This is a genomic window from Chryseobacterium sp. TB1-D10 (assembly GCF_059803555.1).
In genome coordinates this window covers 19377-37637 of sequence record NZ_JAPFHB010000014.1, presented here as the reverse complement: position 1 = coordinate 37637, position 18261 = coordinate 19377, and the positions used below count along the sequence as shown (strand labels likewise).

Genomic DNA, 18261 nt, shown 5'->3' with positions numbered 1-18261 from the left:
AAGTAAATCCGGAGGTGAAAGAACCGGTAAATCACAGTTTGGATAAAACTGTAAAAAGTAAAATTTGAAAGAGAAGGTATGAACAAAAAGAGAGCACTTATCAGCGTATCTGATAAAAGCGGTTTGGTGGATTTCGCAAGATTTCTGGAAGAACAGAACTACGAATTGATTTCCACCGGCGGAACATTCAAACATTTGAAAGACGCCGGATTGAATCCAATTCAAATCGATGAAGTGACAGATTTCCCGGAAATGCTGGACGGCAGAGTGAAAACACTGCACCCGAAAGTTCACGGCGGATTGCTGGCGGTTCGTTCCAACGAGGAACATATGAAAACCGTTCAGGAGTACGAAATCGGACTGATTGATATGGTCATCGTGAATCTTTATCCGTTTTTCGAGAACGTGAACAAAGAAATTTCTCTTGACGAAAAAGTAGAATTCATCGACATTGGTGGACCTTCTATGTTGCGTTCTGCGGCTAAGAATTTTAATTCGGTTGTGGTTTTGACAGACGTAAATGACTACGAAATCATCAAAAATGAAATTTCAGCAAATGGTGATTCGACCATCGAAACCAGAAAGAAATTGGCTGGAAAGGTATTCAATCTGACTTCCGCTTATGACGCCGCGATTTCCAGAATGCTTTTGGATGAAGAATATCCGACTTACCTGAACGCTTCTTACAAAAAGGTTTCAGATTTGCGTTATGGCGAAAATCCACATCAATCGGCGGCTTATTACACTTCGACTTTCGAAAACGGTGCGATGAAAGATTTTGAGATTTTGGGAGGCAAAGAATTGTCTTTCAATAATCTGAGAGATATGGATTTGTGTTGGAAAGTCGTGAATGAGTTCAAAGATGAATTGGCTTGTTGCGCTGTAAAACACTCAACGCCTTGTGGTGTTGCAGTTGGAACTTCAGCTTTGGAAACTTATACCAAAACATTCGAATGCGACCCGGTTTCCATCTTCGGCGGCATCATCGGAATGAATTATAAAGTAGATGCAGCAACGGCTGAGGAACTGAACAAAACTTTCCTCGAAATCGTGATGGCAACAGACTTTGACGAAGATGCTTTGGAAATCCTTAGAAAAAAGAAAAACCTTAGAATCATCAAAATCAAAAACCAAGTGACAGACAAACAAGCTTGGGTGAAAATAGATGGTGGGATGTTGGTTCAAAGCGCCGACGACCAATTCTCAGAAGATATAAAATTAGTGACAGAAACCGCTCCAACGGACGAACAAAGAAAAGCATTGTTGTTCTCTCAAAGAGTGGTGAAATATGTAAAATCCAACGCAATCGTAGTTTCAAATGGTGTTCAAGCCATCGGAATCGGTGGAGGGCAAGTGAACAGGATTTGGGCAACACAACAAGCGATTGAAAGAGCCAAAGAGAAATTCGATGGCGAGTTGGTTTTGGCTTCGGATGCGTTTTTCCCTTTCCGCGATGTGGTGGATTTCTGTGCTCAGGAAGGTATTAAGGCGATTATTCAGCCAGGTGGAAGTATGAGAGATAATGATTCTATCGAAGCGGCGAATGAGCATCAAATCCCAATGTTGTTTACGGGAATGAGACATTTTCTGCATTGATAAATTGCTTTTATTTTAATCATAAAAAATAACCCCCGACTGATATTCAATCGGGGGTATTTATTGTAATTATTTGAGTTTTCTTACTTCTTTATCACTTTGAATGATTTCACATTGGAGGATGTTCTTACATTCACTATATAAACACCGGAAGGTAAATTTCTCATATCAATGTTTGCCATTTTAGCTTTGGTATTTTCAGATTTTACCACGCTTCCTGCAAAATTGTAGATTGTAATATTATCAATCGTGTCGCCATTCATTTTTACTGTTAGGTTATCAACAACTGGATTCGGATAATATTGAAGTCCATTATCTTTCGTATTGTCTGCGGTTCCAAGTTTCTCTTCTACTTTCACAACAAAGCTGCAAGTATCAATAACCTCTCCGTTGAAAATAAGGTTATGCTTCACCGTTGTTTCTCCTACAGGGAAAATTGCGCCTGAAGGCAAACCTTCTGTCAATACTGAAAATACGCCTGTGGAGGATAATTCGCATGCAAAGCTTAAAGTATAGTTAACCACTGCACCAATATTACCAGGATTTGTATAAACAGTCTTATTTTCCGGGCAAGTGTATTCACATTCCGGTGCATCTGGCAAGCCTACGGTGTATACCTGAATGTCATCTATAAGCGCCGTTGTTCCCTTAGTTGCCAATGAATTGAATCCTAAGTAATAAACACCCGATGTTGGCGGCGTGAAAGATAAAATAGCTTCCTCGTACCTGTCGTTGCTTACGTTTTTGCTCCAGATAATGTTGTCTTTCTGAACAAACGCATAAGCTTTATTGGCAATGCTTAAACTCAATGGAACGTTGCTTCCTATAGATCTGTATTTGAATTTGATAAGAATTTCTTTTCCACCCTGCAGATTTAGTCCTCTGGAGAAATACCATGAATTAGCATCAAAATAATAATTAAAATTTTGAGTGCCGGCAAATTCCCCAGTAGCAGGATATGATTGGCCTATCATCCACTGATTGTTTCTTGATATGGATTGTGTGATCCACTGGTCATCGGTTTCAAATCCGTAATTGTAAGGTAAATTAACGGCTGATCCCGGATTTGGCAACGTCGTGAAATAAACCGGACCTGACCAAGAACTGAAAGTGTTCTCTCCACAATTGGATCTTACATAAACTTCGTAAGCTGTTTCCGGAGACAAACCTTCTACGTGAGTCAAATTAGTGCTTACAGCTATTCCTGATGATGGTGTTCCGGTGCCGACAGGTTGTACGACATACTCGTATCCACTTGCCGGTTGTGTAAGGAACTCCCAAGTCAAATCTACCGTCGTCTGTCCGTAGTTTGCTACTACCTTAGATGGTTTTGCGCAGTTCGGGCACGAAGCAATGATTGGTGTATTGATGTTTTGCTGGCTTTCACTTCCTACCACTTGACCATTTGAATCCAAAATTTCGTAACTGGTTTGATACCCGCTGTGGCTTCCGCCGTTCCAGACAGTCGTAATAGCGTCACCGGAATTTATTTTGAAAGGAAAATCCAATACGTCACCAATAGGTAATGTAAGGTCTGTAAAAACAGCATCACCGTTCACGTAAAGATTCATTGTATTGTTGTTCCAGCCGTCGCCCTCAGAATCTTTTAGACGAAGAATATACTCACAAGGAGAAGATTCTTTGTCTGAAACTTTGACATTGTCAAACATCAGATAACCGTAGTTTGCATCTGAATAGGCTTGATAGCCCAAGTAATAAACACCATTTTCCGGAACGGTAAATGTTACAGTAGCAGTCGTGTAATTTGAATTCTGGATAAAATTGTTATCCCAAATCTCGACCGCATTTCCAGATGGGAAAGCATCCTTGCTTACCACCACTTTCATTTTTTGAGGATAATACTCATCCTGACTCGATTTGTAATCAAACTGCAACGTAATTTCTTTCCCCGCCGGAAGATTGATTCCTCTGGAGATCACCCAGGAATTTGAATTATTATCGATGTCATCATGTCTCAGGTAATAATCGCCGTCTGATGGTCCATAAAGACCGCCAGCATCGGAATCACTTCTTACCCATTGATTTCCAACTACCGGTTCCAGAAGTGTCCACCGGCTTTCCCCTTCAAAGCTTTCATTGTAAGGTAAATTTGCAGGAATGGATGTTGTTGCCGGATAGGTTTTAAATGTCACAGGACCGGACCAATTTCCATACACTGAACCTGCACAAACAGATCTCAGGTAAAGCTCATATTGTGTTTGCGGCTGCAAATTCTGAGCAACTGCAGATGAACCTTGAACCGGAGTTCCAGATCCTGTAGGAATACCAGTTCCGGGACTTTGTATCACATATTCAAATCCGGCATCAGGCACAGAAGCGGATTCCCAAGAGATGTTTGCGCTGGTCTGGCCGGGAAGTGATTTGATATTAATTGGCTTTGGACACAATTCTTCATACAAATTGATATTGTCCAGACTTAAATAGCCCAGATTCGGATCCGGATAAAAGTAAAAAGCCAAATAATAAGTACCTGTCTGAGGAACTTCAAAAGTTTTGTGTACGTTTTGATACGTATTGATCTGGATCTCTTCATTCACCCATAATTCGGTAGAATTTTCCAAAGTAGGAATGGGTTGCTGTTTCAATACTACTTTTAATTTTACAGGAAAAGTAGTACTCAAACTGGAGCGGTAATCAAAATCAAGCGCAATATTGTGCCCTGCTTCGATCTTGATACCTTTGGAAATCAGCCATGCCGATCCTCCGTTTTCATAATCACTTTGTGCCCGGGCATAGTATTGACCCTGAGAAGGCTGGTAAACGGTACTCGTTTCATCGGTAATCACCCAGGGAGTGCCTGCGCCTGTGTTGATGTTGTACCAGTAATTTTGTTCAGCTGTTGTTTCAAAACCATTGGAGTACGGAAGAGAGACCGGATCCGTCTGTCCAAAGGTGAATAGAAAGCTGAGCAAAGAGAAAAAAGTTAATGCTTTGTTCATATAATTCATTTTGCAACAAACATAGAACGGAAGCCCTGTAATTCCTATTTTTATACTTTAAAAATGAAGAAATATTCACTGTTTTTGAAAGAACTTTGCGATTATATTATCTTGTAGAGCTGTCTTCGTCTTCGGAAATCTGTTTTTTCAGTTTTCGGATCTTGCTTCTGGTTTGGAATATCTGATAAAGAACCAAAGCTATCAAAATACAAAGAATGATGATGATCCAATATTTGCCGCTGTTGCCATTTATAGAATTTTCCTCAGCTGTTTTTTTTACAATAATTTGGTTGACGGATTTTTTTTTGGCGCTGATATCGGTATTCGTTTTTTGCTTATAAAGATTCAGATAGAAGGTGTGATTATCGATATCATTCAGGGCGTAATAATTTTCGGAAATATATTTGTAGACATCCGGGTTGGCATTTTCTACTTTGTTGGACTTTAAGATCAGGATGGCTTTATCAAATTCTTGTTTTGCTTTCGCATAATCTTTTTGCAAATAAAGAATTCTGCCCAGTCCCGCCAGACTCTCTGCGTTAAGAAGTGCAAAATCTCCGTTCACAGCATAATTCAGCGAATTTTCAAAGGATGTTTTTGCAGCTTCAAACTTGTTCTCTTCCAAATAACAGCCTCCAATTTCGTTATAAATGTCCGCTATTGAAAATCGCAGCATTTCCCGGTCTTTCATCGCCGGTATATAAACTTCAAGCGCTTTGTTGTAATAGGTTTTGGCAAAATCGCATCCCAGTTCGTCGCGATAAATTAGCGCTTTTAAAAAAAGAATGTTGCCTTTATAAAACTTCAGGGATTTGGGCAGAGGATGTTTTTCTATCAGTTCATAAGCCTCATCAGCGTAGTATTTTGCTTTGCTGTAGATGTTGAGATTGTGGTATTTTTCCCCAATGAATCCTGCTACCTGTATCTGCGTGGGATAATCATTAATTTTCTGGGAGATCTCTCTTGTTTTAAAGGCATATTCTATCGCTTTTTCATAATCCTTTTTCACAGAATAGCTGCTGCCGATAATTGTGAGGATAGAGATTTCCATTTTTGGATTTCCCTTATATTTTTTATAAAGCTCTTTCCCAAGAATGATCACCTTGTCAGGATTCGAGTTCATCATCAGAAACAGGGAGTCCAAATGTGGTTCTTTCGTCTTTTGTGCTGAGAGCGGCTGTGAATTAATGATCAAAAGAACACCTACGGCTATTAATACATTTTTATTTTATGAATAAAAATTTTCATGATCAATGGGCTGTGGAAAGTTCTTTTTTGATAAAGTTGATGAATTCTTTAGGAGGAATTCCTGTTACGGTTTTAAAAACGGTGGAAAACGAAGTATGGGAAGAAAATCCGCTTTCCTCTGCAAGATAACTTATTTTATAGTTTAGAAAAGAAGGTTCATAACGGAGCTTATTGATAATATAATTGATTCTCAATTCATTGATATACAAATTGAAGTTTTTCTGTTTGTGTTTATTTACAATTTCCGAAAGATATCTTGTATTGGTATCCAGTTCTTTTGCCATAGATTGTAAGGTAAGATTTTTTTTGGTAAAATCTTTTCCTTTCTCGAAGGCGAGCAGTTTTTCCAAGATAATCTGCTCGGTTTTTTCAGGAATAAACTGCGGGACTTTGGAGATTTCCTCTGCAGGTTCGTCACTTGGAATCATTATTTCCGCTTCTTTCTGAGTTTTTTTCAGCTTGCTGATATATTCTTTGTAGTAATTATAGTTTTGCCGCGTTCTGAGCCTAAACCAAAATACCAGACCAAGTATAACTACAGCGAGTCCGATCACCCAGATTAAAATATGATTGGTTTTGTACTGCTTATCGTCCTTTGTCTTCAGGTCGCTCTCCGTAAGCGAAAGTATGAGGTCACTGGCTTTTTGCTGAGCCGAATTGATGGATTCATTAAGTGAAAGATATTTCAAGTTATGTAACTGATAATTGGTATTATTACCTTCAGATAAGTAAACATCTGCCAAAAACTGGTGAATGTTTTTCTTCAAAACGATGTCATTCACTTTTTCAGACAAAATGAGAAGTTTTGGAATCTTAGCAAGATATTGCTGTCTGTTTTTTTTAATAAAATTTGCTTTTGCAACATCTAACTTGGCATAAGCGATAAAGTTTTCTTCCAAACCAGATTTTTCAGAAAGTTGCAAGGCTTTTTCGGCAAAATGTAAAGACTTGTCCCACTGCCGATTCATCCAATAAGCCTTCGCCAGTTGACTGTAAGATTGGGAAACTTGATAGGGAAATTGGTTTGCAAACTTTTTCAGCAGATCAATATCCAGGATTTTTACAGCGTCACTATACTTTTTTTGTTCACAAAGCAATATCGATTTTGTCGTAAGAAAATCAATGTAAAATCTGATTTTTTCAGGAATGTCATTCAGATTATAATTAATTTTTTTTTCAACCAGATTCAGTCGTTCTTCCGCTTTTGGTATAATTCCTAATTTTCTGTAAAGGTCACTGAGAATCAGATTGGTTCGCAAAAGCTCTGTAGAATCTTCATTTAAGGTATTTAAATGAAGGGATTCCAAAAGTGCGTTTAGTGCGACAATGTAATTTCCCTGCAAGATCTGGGCTTCAGCTTTTAGGTTCAAAGCCTTGGATCGTTCTTCGTCAGAATCTGCATTGATTGAAAGATATTCGGAAACTGTAATCGTCTTTTCCGGTTGAGTGTACAGATTTTCCAACGCATTTTTATAAATATCTTCAGTTTCCGACTGTTTTTGAGAAAACATAACACTTCCACAAGTCAGCATCAGCAGAAAAATAAACTTGTTGGCAAATAGAATCCTTTGTTTTAAAAACGCATTCCTCAATCTCATCTCAGCAAAGATATAATTTACAAAGATAAGATCAGAAATAATATTTTTTCACAGGATCAAAGTGATATTTTTGTTAATTCTGAAAGATTGGATTTTATAAATCAAATTTTATGTAATTTTCAAAAATAGAGTCGGACGTTTAAAGATTAAATGATGACAAAATTTAGCTTTAAAATTCATTTTCAAAACGAAATAATATTTACTTTTGGGACAAATTCTAAGAATGAGTATTTTCAACGATACAAAGCTCGCATTTGCCGATAAAACGGATGCTCAGCTGAGAAAAGCGTATTGGATGTTCAAGGCCATCGAACAACCTGCATTGACGAATATTGGCGTTTCACTGCTTAATTTCACAGTTAAGAACAACTTCCCGTTCGTGGACGGCATCGTGAAGCAAACTTTGTTCGAGCAGTTTTGTGGTGGTGAAACGCGGGAAGAAAGTATGTCTGTCGTAAAACAGATGTTCAAACGTGGCGTTGGAAGCATTTTCGATTACTCGATAGAAGGAAAAGAAGAAGAGGAAGTTTTTGATGCGGTTTGCAAGGAAATCAAAGATATCATCAGATTTTCAGTAGGAAATCCAGCGATTCCGTTTATCGTTTTCAAACCGACAGCTTTTGGAAGAATTAATATTTATGAAGAGGTAGGAAAAGGCAAAGAACTCACCACCAGCCAAAAAGAAGAATGGAATAGGGTAGTGACGCGTTTCGACGAAGTCTGCAAACTCTGTTTCGAGAACAACAAAAAAGTAATGGTTGACGCCGAAGAATCCTGGATGCAAGACGCCGCCGACCAACTTTGTGAAGAAATGATGGAAAAGTACAACCAGGAAAAACCCATCGTTTGGAACACCATCCAAATGTACAGAACCCGCCGTTTGGAATATATGAACGCACATCTTGAAAGAGCTAAAGAAAAAGGCTATTTCATTGGTTATAAGATTGTTCGTGGCGCTTATATGGAGAAGGAAAGAAAACGCGCCGAGGAGCAAAATTACCCAGACCCAATCCAACCAACCAAGCAAGCTTCCGATGATAATTACAACGCGGGAATTGATTTTGTGATGGCAAATCTGGATAAAGTTTCAGCCTTCTTCGGAACGCATAACGAGAAATCCTCCGAGTTGGTGATGGATAAAATGCAGGCTAACAATTTGGAGCACAACAATCCGCACATCTATTTTGGCCAGCTTTATGGGATGAGTGACAACATTACTTATTATCTTGCCGACAAACATTACAATGTCGCGAAATATCTGCCTTATGGACCTGTAAAAGATGTGGTTCCGTATCTTACGAGACGTGCTCAGGAAAATACCTCAGTTGCCGGACAAACCGGACGGGAATTGGGACTAATTGATAAAGAGTTGAAAAGAAGAAAATCGAAATAGAAAAATCCGCTGTGAGGCGGATTTTTTTGAATGGTTATAATCATTTATAAGTTATTTGATTGCATCAGAAAAATTTGGTCTTTTTTCTTTTTTTAAAATTACATTTTCAATTTTCTGTTTAATGCTTTTATTGATTTTATCTTCTGGATTTAATAATAGAGCTTTTTTTATTATCTCTTTAGCTTCATCATCAAATTCAGCAACTAGTAAATTCATCGCATGATTTCCAAGTAATGCAAAATTTTCAGGATTTATTTTAATTGACAATTTTGAATATTCGATAGCCTTTTCTATTTGATGCAAATGCATACAAACTAGTGACGCTTCTTGAGGAAGTACGTAATTTTCAGTCTCATATAACATCGCTTTTTCAAGAAATAGTAAAGATTTTTCATAATCTTTCAATCTCTGATAAATTTTGCCAATAAAAAATAATGATTGCCAACTTATTGGATAAATTTCTAGGGCTTTTTCAAAATTATTAATTGCTTTTTTGGCTCTTAATTTCGAAAAAAAACCAAGACTTTTTGGTCTGTAACCATCAAGTAAAATTATTCCTTTTTGTAATGAACAACCCTTACTATAAAAATTATTAAATTCTGAAATCTGCTTTTCTGTTAAATCCATTTTTATTTAAATCATTACGATAAATTACTTCTTCTCATTCTTCACAGCCTGCCTCGCCAACAATTTCCACCCACTTTTAGTCTTGTACCAAACATATAAAATATCCAGACTCACTTCGCTGGGTTCTTTTCCAAGATCTGCAGTTTTGGCGAACAAATGATTTCTAACAATTGCTGTATTATCAACAATTTGGATGAATTGATTTGTGTTTTCGATAGTCAGGAAATTGGATTGTTTGCTGACCAGTTTTTCTACGAATTCTTTTGCATTATCAATGTGACCGTTGGAATGTCCGTAAGTGAGTTCGGGGAGAATTAGAGATTCTAAAACGGTTTTGTCGCCACTTATCATTGCTAGTCTCAATTTTTCTGAAGCGTCGGAAATAGCCTTTTGGTCATTGTTTTTTTGTGAAAACATAAGTGATACGGTTAAAAAACTTAATGCTATTAATAATTTCTTGATCATAATTATAATATTAATTTCTAATTCAAAGATAATGAAGTTTCGTATGAATTCTTATTGAACTTATTTTCTATCTTTAATTAATAAATTTTTTAACCTTGGATCCAATTCTTGACATCGTTGTTCGTTCGCTTGCTGTTTACTTTTTTATGGTAATTGCTGTAAGAGTTTTTGGTAAAAATCAATTATCACAGCTTAATGCGGGCGATGTCATTCTTTTATTACTGATAAGTAATGCTGTCCAAAATGCGATGGTTGGCTCGAACAGCAGTCTACAAGGCGCAATTGTTGCTGCTTTGGTTTTGTTTGTAGCTAATTTTATTGTCAAAAAATTTATCTTTAAAAGTAAGTTTGTCAAAGAATTGATAGAAGATCAGCCTTACATTTTAGTTAAAGATGGTAAACTGGTTTTATTTAATCTGAAGAAAGTACAGATTTCGGAAGATGAAATTCTTGAGTCGGTTCACGAACACGGAATGGAAAATATCTCGGATGTAAAGCTTGCAATTCTGGAAGTTGATGGAAATATCAGTGTGATTTCGGTAGATAAAAATACCGAACAAACTCATTATTCAAGACATAAAACTAGAATTAAACGGAAATTTAATCCATAAAAAAAGACTGGAAATTTCCAGTCTTACCATTAAAATATTTTCCTGAAGAAAGCCAAAGTCATTTCTATTGATAGTTGTAAAAAATTAGTATCACCTACAATTTTCAAATCTCTATAACCTTTTCTTCTATTCTTAAATTTTTTGCTTTTCAAATTTCGTTCTATATTGAAGAGTTCAAACACAGAAAAGCCAAATCCAATTATAAAAATTATAATTAATAAGAAAGTTTGTAATGTCTCATTCATAATATTTCATCCAGATTCCAGGCTCGCAAATGTTTAATTTTAAAATTTAAGCTAAAATAGTGATTCCTTTCTCAACCAAATCGTAAATCGTATTTTTCGCACTGTCTGGTCTTACGTTCACCGCTTTTGTCCCATTAAAATGTAAACAAGTGATAAATCCAGCATTGAAAGCATCAATCGCAGTGAATTTCACGCAATAATCCAAAGCCAAACCAACAATTTCGACCAACTGAATGTCGTGGTATTTCAAATAATCCTCCAATCCTGTTTTCATAAAATGATTGTTATCCTGGAAACCGCTGTAGCTGTCTATCTCGACATTTTTTCCTTTCTGAATAATGTGTGTTACCTTTTCACGATTAAGATCCGGATGGAATTCTGCACCAAAAGTTCCCTGAACGCAATGATCCGGCCACATAAATTGAGAGACACCATTTAGATTGATAGTTTCGCCAACGTTTTTTCCGTTGTTGGATGCGAAACTTTTGTGATTTGCGGGATGCCAATCCTGCGTCAGGATGATTTCATCGTATTGATTGTCCTCCGTCAGACCGTTGATATATGGAATGATGTTATTGGCTTCTGGAACGGCTAAAGCACCACCTTCGCAAAAATCATTTTGAACGTCAACTATTATTAATGCCTTTTTCATTTGTTATTAATTTTGTTTATAAATACAAATTGCCATTCTGAAAGAATCTTGCCAATTAGAAAATTAACGTTTAGATTCCTGCGGAATGACAATTTGACTTGATTTATTTTAAAATTACCCTAAATATGGATATTTATAATCTTTTGGAGAAACAAAAGTTTCTTTGATACTTCTAACGGAAACCCAACGCGTCAAGTTCATTTTGGAACCTGCTTTGTCATTGGTTCCTGATGCTCTAGAACCTCCAAATGGCTGCTGACCAACTACTGCACCCGTAGGTTTGTCGTTGATATAGAAATTCCCGGAAGCATTTTCCAAAGCTTTGTAAGCCTCATCAATTGCATATCTATCTTGTGCAAAAATAGATCCTGTCAAAGAATATTGAGTTGAAGTGTCAACCAACTTCAAAGTATCTTCCCAGTTTTCGTCTTCGTAAACAAAAACAGTCAGAATTGGTCCGAAGATTTCCTCAACAATACTTTCGTAATAAGGATTGATGGTTTCGATAACTGTTGGATGTACAAACCAGCCTTTTTTGTCGTCGTATTTTCCACCGATTACGACGGTCGCATCACTTGCAAGTTCTGCTCTGTCGATGTAACCTTTGCATTTTTCAAAGGAATTTTTGTCGATCACAGCATTCACGAAGTTGGAAGGATCTTCAGGAGAACCGATTTTAATCGTTTTCATTTGAGCTTCCATCGCCGCTTTTACTTCATTCCAAATGGATTTTGGAACGTAAGCTCTGGAAGCTGCAGAACATTTTTGACCTTGATATTCGAAAGCACCTCTTACCAAACCAGTTGCAACCGCTTCGATGTTTGCAGACGGATGCACCATTACAAAGTCTTTTCCGCCAGTTTCTCCAACGATTCTTGGGTAAGATTTGTAGTTGTGAATATTGTCACCTATCATTTTCCACATTCCCTGGAAGACTTTTGTAGAGCCTGTGAAGTGTAATCCTGCAAATTCTTTATGCGCCAAAACTTTCTCAGCAGTTTCTTTGCCATCAGTAAAGATCATATTAATCACGCCATCCGGAAGTCCTGCTTCTTTCAAAACGTCCATAATTACTTTTGCAGAATAGATTTGCTTGTCAGATGGTTTCCAAACCACAACATTTCCCATCATTGCCATACAAGCTGGCAAGTTTCCGGAGATTGCTGTAAAGTTGAAAGGCGTTACGGCGAAACAGAAACCTTCCAAAGGTCTGTATTCTACACGATTCCAGATTCCAGCGTCAGAAACTGGCTGCTCGGAATATAGATCTGTCATAAACTCTACATTGAAACGCAAGAAATCTATGAATTCACAAGCTGCGTCGATCTCTGCCTGATGTACATTTTTGGATTGCCCAATCATCGTCGCAGCGTTGATTACATCTCTGTAAGGTCCAGCCAAAAGATCAGCTGCTTTTAAGAAAATTGCAGCTCTGTGCTCCCAGCCTAAAGCATTCCATTTTGATTTTGCTGCCAAAGCAGATTCAATCGCCTGATCTACGTGTGACATATTGCCTTCATAATAGAATCCGAAATCGTGCTGATGATCCTGAGGCGAGCTCAGTTTTATTTTTTTGTCTGTTTTGATATCTTTTCCACCGATTACCATTGGGATTTCGGTTTTTTCTTTCCACATCTTTTTGTAAGTAGAAATAAGGCTTTTTACCTCGTCGGAACCTGGAACATAAGAATTTACGGGTTCGTTTTGTGCAAAAGGCACTTGAGAAATGGCTTTAGACATAAATTTAAATTTTTAATTTCCCCAAATTTACAACCTAAAAAATTAATACTAAAATTAATAAGATTGTTATTTGCAGATTTGCAAGAATGTTAAAGTTTCGTCATTACTAAATAATTATCCCTATTTTTGAGGCAATAAAATAAATTTATTATGATTAAAAAATTACTTTTTGCTAGTGCTTTAGCATTGGCTTTCAATTCAATGAACGCACAAACTGTTATTTTCGAAGATAGTTTTGAGACTTACACAGATTTTGCGTACACAAATGGTACTATGGGAAACTGGACGGTAAGAGATATAGATTTGAAAAATTCCTATACAATTAACGGATCTCAATTTCCGAATCAAGCTGTTCCAAAAGCATTTATTGTTTTTAATAAGCAAGGAATTACGCCTACTGTACCAACAAGTGCGCAATTTGATGCTTATTCTGGAAATAAAGTGATGGCATGTTTCAACGCAACTTCGGCGCCTTGGAATAATGACTGGCTAATTAGTCCACAAGTTAAATTAGGAACTTCAGCTAATGTCGTATCGTTCTGGGCAAAACCAATTAATGAATTATATGGTGAGGAAAAATTCAATGTATTAGTTTCTACAACAGATACTAATATTGCAAGTTTTACTAAAGTAAATACAGCATTAGTCGTGACTGAGCCTTTGGTTGAATATGTACAATATAGCTTTAACTTGGATGCATACGCAGGAAAAGATGTTTATATCGCTATTCAATGTGTTTCTGATGACCAGTTTGCATTACTTGTAGATGATTTCAAAGTTGTAGGTATTGTTCCAACTCAATCGGTTTCTGATGTAACTAAAAAAGCAGTTTCAATCTATCCAAACCCAACTGCGGAGGTGTTGAATATCGATGTTAATGCTACAATCAATTCTGCTGATATCTACGATCTTTCAGGTAAATTGGTAAGAAACGTAGCTGTATCTTCTGATAACAAAGTAAACGTTCAGGATCTTCAAAAAGGAACTTATGTGTTGAAAGTGAGTACCGAAACAGGTTCCACCACTCACAAATTCATTAAAAAATAGTATTCATAAAATATTTATTTTAAAACCTTTCATATATATGAAAGGTTTTTTTTATCAAAATAAATTCAAGAACAAGTCGATCCTCTACAAACTCAAAAGATTATTTAAATGATACATTTCAATATTGGCAAACAAGATAGTTTTAAAATAAATATATTATTATATATTTTAATACCTATATTTCTTTATAGTTGTACAGAACCAACAGACAGGGGAGAAATTTCTTATGGCACTATGATTTATCAAAATGACACCTCATTGCCAATAAAAAATAATTAATTACAGAGGGGGAAATAGATTTGAAAGAATCATTCGAACTTCTAAATCTTTGAATCAAAAAGTTTCAACACTTGAAGTGCCTGCTGACAGTGTAATTTATATAGCAGATTCCGTAAAAGTGATCTTTGGAAATGAGAAATATAACATTTTTGATAGATCAATCAATTCAAAATATAATTTTTTGGACGATAAAAATCTGATGACTACATTTCCGGAAAAAAATTATTCTGAAAAAAAATATATCTTCACATCCCAAGATGTGAATGACGCCATTCTTTGTAATGGTAATTGTGATTAAATCTAAGGAAGAATAAAAAAGAATATCGCACAAAAATGCATAATGCTGCCCCCTAAAACGAACAAGTGCCAAATGGGATGGTAAAATGGCTTCCTATCTTTAGCATAAAAATAAATCCCGAAAGTGTAGCACAATCCACCAAGAATAATGAATGATAATGCGCCGGTAGAAAGATTCTCAATCATCGGTTTGATAGCAATAATGGACGCCCAACCCATCAACGCGTAAAGCGAAAGTGATATCTTCTCATTGTTTCGGAGCGGAGAAAATTTGAAGATAAATCCAATCAAGGCCATTCCCCAGATCAGTCCAAACATACTCCAGCCCCAAACGCCCTTCAAACCTAATAAAGCAATAGGCGTATAAGTTCCGGCGATAAGAAGATAAATACTGAGATGATCTATTTTTTGCCAGATCTTTTTCCATTTTAGTTTGTAAACAGCGTGATAGATGGTGGAAGCAGAGTAGAGCAGAATTAAGCTAATTCCAAAAACTAATGATGAAGCAATAGCAATTACATTTTCACTAATAACAGAATAATAAATCATCAGAATCAAAGCAACAAGCGACAAGACCATGCCGAAACCGTGTGTGATGACATTGTACAGTTCTTCTTTTTTTCGATTCTTCTTCGGCATGTTTTGATTTTTATCAAAGTTAATTAATAAACTTTTTGTAGTGAAAGTTGATTCTGGTTTTAACATGAATTTAATTGTTTAGAGTTGATAAACTTGAAGTTTTAATCTTGACTTCAAGCTTAAAAATCATTAGTTTTGATGAAAAATCAGAATGAAGTATTTCCTTTTAATTCCATTTATTATTTCACAAACGTATTTTTCACAATCCGTTTCTGCTGATCTGGACAAATCTGTCAAAGAAATGCTGTCAACTTCCAACGCTTTGTCAGCCAATCTTTCTTTTTATGTGTCGGATGAAAATGGAAATCTGATTTATGAATATAATGGGAACAAAGGACATTCTACAGCCAGTACGCAAAAGATTTTTACTTCAGCTGCAGCATTGGAAACGCTTGGGAAGAATTATCAGTTCAAAACTACAGCTTCATACTCCGGGAAAATATCAAATGGAACTTTGGATGGCGATTTTTACATCACTTCCAATGGTGATCCAACTTTGGGAACTTGGCGTTACGAGAACTACAAACCGGAGAATTTCAAACAACAATTATTGGCAGCCATCAACAAATCTGGAATCAAGAAAATATCAGGCAACCTAATCGTTGATGACTCTTATTTCGATTTTCAAAGTACGCCCGGCGGTTGGCCTTGGAATGATCTCGGGAATTATTATGGGGCAGGAACTTTTGGTGTGAATTGGAGAGAGAATCAGTTTGATATTAATATCAATGGAAATCAAATCATGACTTATTCTTATGATCTTGAAAATGTCGATTGGATCAATGAACTGAAAACCGGCGGAAGCTCTGACCAAAGTCTGATCTTCACGGCGCCGCATTCCGAAACAGCGATGATTAATGGAACTTTACCTTCGGGAAAAGTTACGACTGTTTCGGGCGCAACGCCAAATCCACCAATGCAGCTGGCAGTTGAAATTAAAAAATTGCTGGACGAAAACGGAATTTCTGTTTCCGGGAAGGTGACCACTTATTACAATGAAAAACTGGAAGGGAAATCAGTTTCAAAAGCGCCGACAACAAATGTCATTCTTGAATACAAATCGCCAACTTTAGATAAAATCGTTTATTGGCTGATGCGGAAAAGTATCAATCTTTACGCAGAAACTATGATCAAAACCATGGCAAAAGAAAAGCGCAACAATCCAAGTTTTGAAACCGGCATTGACTTTCTTAAAGACTTTTGGAAATCGAAAGGAATCAATCCAAATATGATCAATTTCGCTGATGGAAGCGGACTTTCGCCACAGAATTATGTTTCTGCAAAAGCGCAGGTTCAGGCTTTGTTATATTCCAAAAAACAAAATTGGTTTGACGCTTTTTATGAAGGATTCCCTACACAAAACGGCATCAAAATGAAAAGCGGAACCATCAAGGACAGCAAGTCTTTTGCGGGTTATCAGACTTCTAAAAGTGGGAAAAACTATGTGTTTTCTGTTATTCTTAATAATTATCAGGGCGGTAACATCAGCAATGCTTTGTTTAAGATTTTAGATAATTTGAAATAAATGAACAGAATTAATTCCTTTCCGCCAATTGTAGATGCGAATTCCGGAATATTGATTCTTGGATCAATGCCTGGCGCAAAATCTTTGCAAATGCAGCAATATTATGCGTTTCCGCAGAACCAATTTTGGAGAATTATGTTTCAGCTTTTTGATGAGGAATTTTCTGATGATTATAAAACCAGAATTAATCTAATAAAAGATAATAATATTGCACTTTGGGATGTCATAGAAAGTTGTGAACGAAAAGGTAGTAGTGACACTGAAATTAAGGCTGAAATCGACAATAACATTTCCGAATTAATTGAAAATCATCCAAAAATTAAAGTGATATTTTGCAACGGACAAAAGTCTTATAAAAATCTCACAAAAATCCTTGGTAAAAATTTTAAAATTCCGATTATAGTTTTGCCTTCTACAAGCCCGCTTCATACGGTTAAGTTTGAGGCGAAACTGGAGAGTTGGAAGGTGATTAAGGATTATTTATAAATTAACTCTTCCAAATCGTCCAAGCTTTCTCAGCCTGTTGCTCCAGCATATAAAAACCGTTCAAAGTTGTTGCGCCTTTTTCTGCGGATTTTCTAAGGAAAGCCGTTTCTGATGGGTTATAAATCAGATCGATCACATAATGTTGATCCGTAATTGCGTCAAACGGAAACGGAACACAATCATCTACATTCGGGAAAGTTCCGACCGGCGTAGTTTGGATAATTAATAATGAATCTCTCACCAAATCTTCTGAAAGATTTTCAAAATTGATTTCGGATTTTCTGGATACGGTTTTGTGTCCAATATTATGCTTATCAAGAATATATCTCACAGCTTTTGCAGCGCCGCCATCTCCCAGAACGAGTGCTTTTTTATGATGGTCTTTCTTATTAATAAGCAGCGTCTTTTCAAAACCGAAAGCATCTGTATTGTGACCCACCTTTTTACCGTTTTGTAAACTTACACAATTCACAGCGCCGATTTGTGCAGCTTCTTCGCTCAATTCATCAAGGAACGGAATAATTGTCTGTTTGTAAGGAATCGTGACATTCATCCCGACAAGATTCTGATTTTCTATTATTGATTTCAAACCTTCAATTTCAGAAATATCAAAAAAGTTGTATGAATGGTTTTTTAAAAATAGTTTTTTGAATTTTTCCTCAAAGTACTTTTTTGAAAATGAGTAAGAAATATTCTTTCCCAGCAATCCGAATTCCTGTTTTTCCATAGTTCAAATTTATAAAATATCGGTATAATTATCATCATTATTTTTTGATTCTTGCATCAGTTGAATTATTTTAATATCTGTTTCTCATGGCGTAATTTTGGCTTTCAGAAATAAAAATTATATAAA

General features: G+C 36.4%; 16 protein-coding genes. 7 read left to right on the top strand and 9 right to left on the bottom strand.

Going from position 1 to position 18261, the window contains the following annotated elements:
• Positions 1-78 precede the first annotated feature (78 nt).
• Entirely contained in the window at positions 79-1596 is a 1518-nt protein-coding gene (gene purH / locus OPU68_RS16575; RefSeq protein WP_498475061.1) for a bifunctional phosphoribosylaminoimidazolecarboxamide formyltransferase/IMP cyclohydrolase, read from the top strand.
• Positions 1597-1679: 83 nt separating this feature from the next.
• Here purH and OPU68_RS16570 read toward each other — a convergent pair whose 3' ends face one another.
• The 3 genes from OPU68_RS16570 to OPU68_RS16560 form a co-directional block, all read right to left on the bottom strand.
• On the bottom strand, positions 1680-4556 hold the full coding sequence (locus tag OPU68_RS16570; RefSeq protein ID WP_498475060.1) for a choice-of-anchor J domain-containing protein: 2877 nt from the start codon (positions 4554-4556) through the stop codon (positions 1680-1682).
• Between the two features lie 106 nt (positions 4557-4662).
• Positions 4663-5682, bottom strand: coding sequence for a tetratricopeptide repeat protein (locus OPU68_RS16565; protein WP_498475059.1), 1020 nt, complete (start codon positions 5680-5682; stop codon positions 4663-4665).
• A 124-nt stretch (positions 5683-5806) separates the two neighbouring features.
• Positions 5807-7402, bottom strand: a complete 1596-nt coding sequence (locus OPU68_RS16560) for a helix-turn-helix domain-containing protein (protein WP_498475058.1) — start codon at positions 7400-7402, stop codon at positions 5807-5809.
• A gap of 223 nt (positions 7403-7625) precedes the next feature.
• Here OPU68_RS16560 and OPU68_RS16555 point away from each other — a divergent pair, with 223 nt between their 5' ends.
• Complete coding sequence (locus OPU68_RS16555; protein ID WP_498475057.1) at positions 7626-8795, top strand: proline dehydrogenase family protein; 1170 nt, start codon at positions 7626-7628, stop codon at positions 8793-8795.
• Positions 8796-8846: 51 nt separating this feature from the next.
• On the opposite strand, the gene OPU68_RS16550 is transcribed toward OPU68_RS16555, so the two are convergent.
• The gene (locus tag OPU68_RS16550; RefSeq protein ID WP_498475056.1) at positions 8847-9422 is read right to left on the bottom strand and encodes a tetratricopeptide repeat protein; all 576 of its coding nucleotides are present in this window, start codon (positions 9420-9422) and stop codon (positions 8847-8849) included.
• A 24-nt stretch (positions 9423-9446) separates the two neighbouring features.
• Positions 9447-9839, bottom strand: a complete 393-nt coding sequence (locus OPU68_RS16545) for a nuclear transport factor 2 family protein (protein ID WP_498475055.1) — start codon at positions 9837-9839, stop codon at positions 9447-9449.
• A 143-nt stretch (positions 9840-9982) separates the two neighbouring features.
• Between OPU68_RS16545 and OPU68_RS16540 the strand changes: the two genes are divergently transcribed.
• Positions 9983-10498, top strand: a complete 516-nt coding sequence (locus tag OPU68_RS16540) for a DUF421 domain-containing protein (protein WP_498475054.1) — start codon at positions 9983-9985, stop codon at positions 10496-10498.
• A gap of 291 nt (positions 10499-10789) precedes the next feature.
• On the opposite strand, the gene pncA is transcribed toward OPU68_RS16540, so the two are convergent.
• Positions 10790-11395, bottom strand: coding sequence for a bifunctional nicotinamidase/pyrazinamidase (gene pncA / locus OPU68_RS16535; RefSeq protein ID WP_498475053.1), 606 nt, complete (start codon positions 11393-11395; stop codon positions 10790-10792).
• A gap of 114 nt (positions 11396-11509) precedes the next feature.
• Positions 11510-13135, bottom strand: a complete 1626-nt coding sequence (gene pruA, locus OPU68_RS16530; RefSeq protein WP_498475052.1) for an L-glutamate gamma-semialdehyde dehydrogenase — start codon at positions 13133-13135, stop codon at positions 11510-11512.
• Positions 13136-13285: 150 nt separating this feature from the next.
• On the opposite strand from pruA, the gene OPU68_RS16525 reads away from it, so the two are divergent.
• On the top strand, positions 13286-14182 hold the full coding sequence (locus tag OPU68_RS16525) for a choice-of-anchor J domain-containing protein (protein WP_498475051.1): 897 nt from the start codon (positions 13286-13288) through the stop codon (positions 14180-14182).
• A 328-nt stretch (positions 14183-14510) separates the two neighbouring features.
• Complete coding sequence (locus OPU68_RS16520) at positions 14511-14759, top strand: hypothetical protein (protein ID WP_498475050.1); 249 nt, start codon at positions 14511-14513, stop codon at positions 14757-14759.
• Between the two features lie 2 nt (positions 14760-14761).
• Here OPU68_RS16520 and trhA read toward each other — a convergent pair whose 3' ends face one another.
• Positions 14762-15463, bottom strand: coding sequence for a PAQR family membrane homeostasis protein TrhA (gene trhA, locus OPU68_RS16515; protein ID WP_498475049.1), 702 nt, complete (start codon positions 15461-15463; stop codon positions 14762-14764).
• A gap of 85 nt (positions 15464-15548) precedes the next feature.
• Between trhA and dacB the strand changes: the two genes are divergently transcribed.
• Positions 15549-16922, top strand: coding sequence for a D-alanyl-D-alanine carboxypeptidase/D-alanyl-D-alanine endopeptidase (gene dacB, locus OPU68_RS16510; RefSeq protein ID WP_498475048.1), 1374 nt, complete (start codon positions 15549-15551; stop codon positions 16920-16922).
• Positions 16923-17408 (top strand): DNA-deoxyinosine glycosylase, encoded by a 486-nt coding sequence (locus OPU68_RS16505; protein WP_498475047.1) that lies wholly within the window; start codon positions 16923-16925, stop codon positions 17406-17408. It abuts the gene before it with no gap.
• Position 17409: 1 nt separating this feature from the next.
• Here the strand turns inward: OPU68_RS16505 and OPU68_RS16500 are convergent, their stop codons facing one another.
• Positions 17410-18135, bottom strand: coding sequence for a shikimate dehydrogenase family protein (locus tag OPU68_RS16500; protein ID WP_498475046.1), 726 nt, complete (start codon positions 18133-18135; stop codon positions 17410-17412).
• Positions 18136-18261: the final 126 nt, after the last annotated feature.

Excerpts from the sequence above, each read along its gene's own strand:
- OPU68_RS16555 (WP_498475057.1), top strand. The coding sequence starts at position 7,626 with ATGAGTATTTTCAACGATACAAAGCTCGCATTTGCCGATAAAACGGAT.
- dacB (WP_498475048.1), top strand. The coding sequence starts at position 15,549 with ATGAAGTATTTCCTTTTAATTCCATTTATTATTTCACAAACGTATTTT.
- OPU68_RS16505 (WP_498475047.1), top strand. The coding sequence starts at position 16,923 with ATGAACAGAATTAATTCCTTTCCGCCAATTGTAGATGCGAATTCCGGA.
- OPU68_RS16545 (WP_498475055.1), bottom strand. The coding sequence starts at position 9,839 with ATGTTTTCACAAAAAAACAATGACCAAAAGGCTATTTCCGACGCTTCA.
- OPU68_RS16565 (WP_498475059.1), bottom strand. The coding sequence starts at position 5,682 with ATGATGAACTCGAATCCTGACAAGGTGATCATTCTTGGGAAAGAGCTT.
- OPU68_RS16500 (WP_498475046.1), bottom strand. The coding sequence starts at position 18,135 with ATGGAAAAACAGGAATTCGGATTGCTGGGAAAGAATATTTCTTACTCA.
- OPU68_RS16560 (WP_498475058.1), bottom strand. The coding sequence starts at position 7,402 with ATGAGATTGAGGAATGCGTTTTTAAAACAAAGGATTCTATTTGCCAAC.
- pncA (WP_498475053.1), bottom strand. The coding sequence starts at position 11,395 with ATGAAAAAGGCATTAATAATAGTTGACGTTCAAAATGATTTTTGCGAA.
- OPU68_RS16525 (WP_498475051.1), top strand. The coding sequence starts at position 13,286 with ATGATTAAAAAATTACTTTTTGCTAGTGCTTTAGCATTGGCTTTCAAT.
- purH (WP_498475061.1), top strand. The coding sequence starts at position 79 with ATGAACAAAAAGAGAGCACTTATCAGCGTATCTGATAAAAGCGGTTTG.
- trhA (WP_498475049.1), bottom strand. The coding sequence starts at position 15,463 with ATGTTAAAACCAGAATCAACTTTCACTACAAAAAGTTTATTAATTAAC.
- pruA (WP_498475052.1), bottom strand. The coding sequence starts at position 13,135 with ATGTCTAAAGCCATTTCTCAAGTGCCTTTTGCACAAAACGAACCCGTA.
- OPU68_RS16550 (WP_498475056.1), bottom strand. The coding sequence starts at position 9,422 with ATGGATTTAACAGAAAAGCAGATTTCAGAATTTAATAATTTTTATAGT.
- OPU68_RS16570 (WP_498475060.1), bottom strand. The coding sequence starts at position 4,556 with ATGAACAAAGCATTAACTTTTTTCTCTTTGCTCAGCTTTCTATTCACC.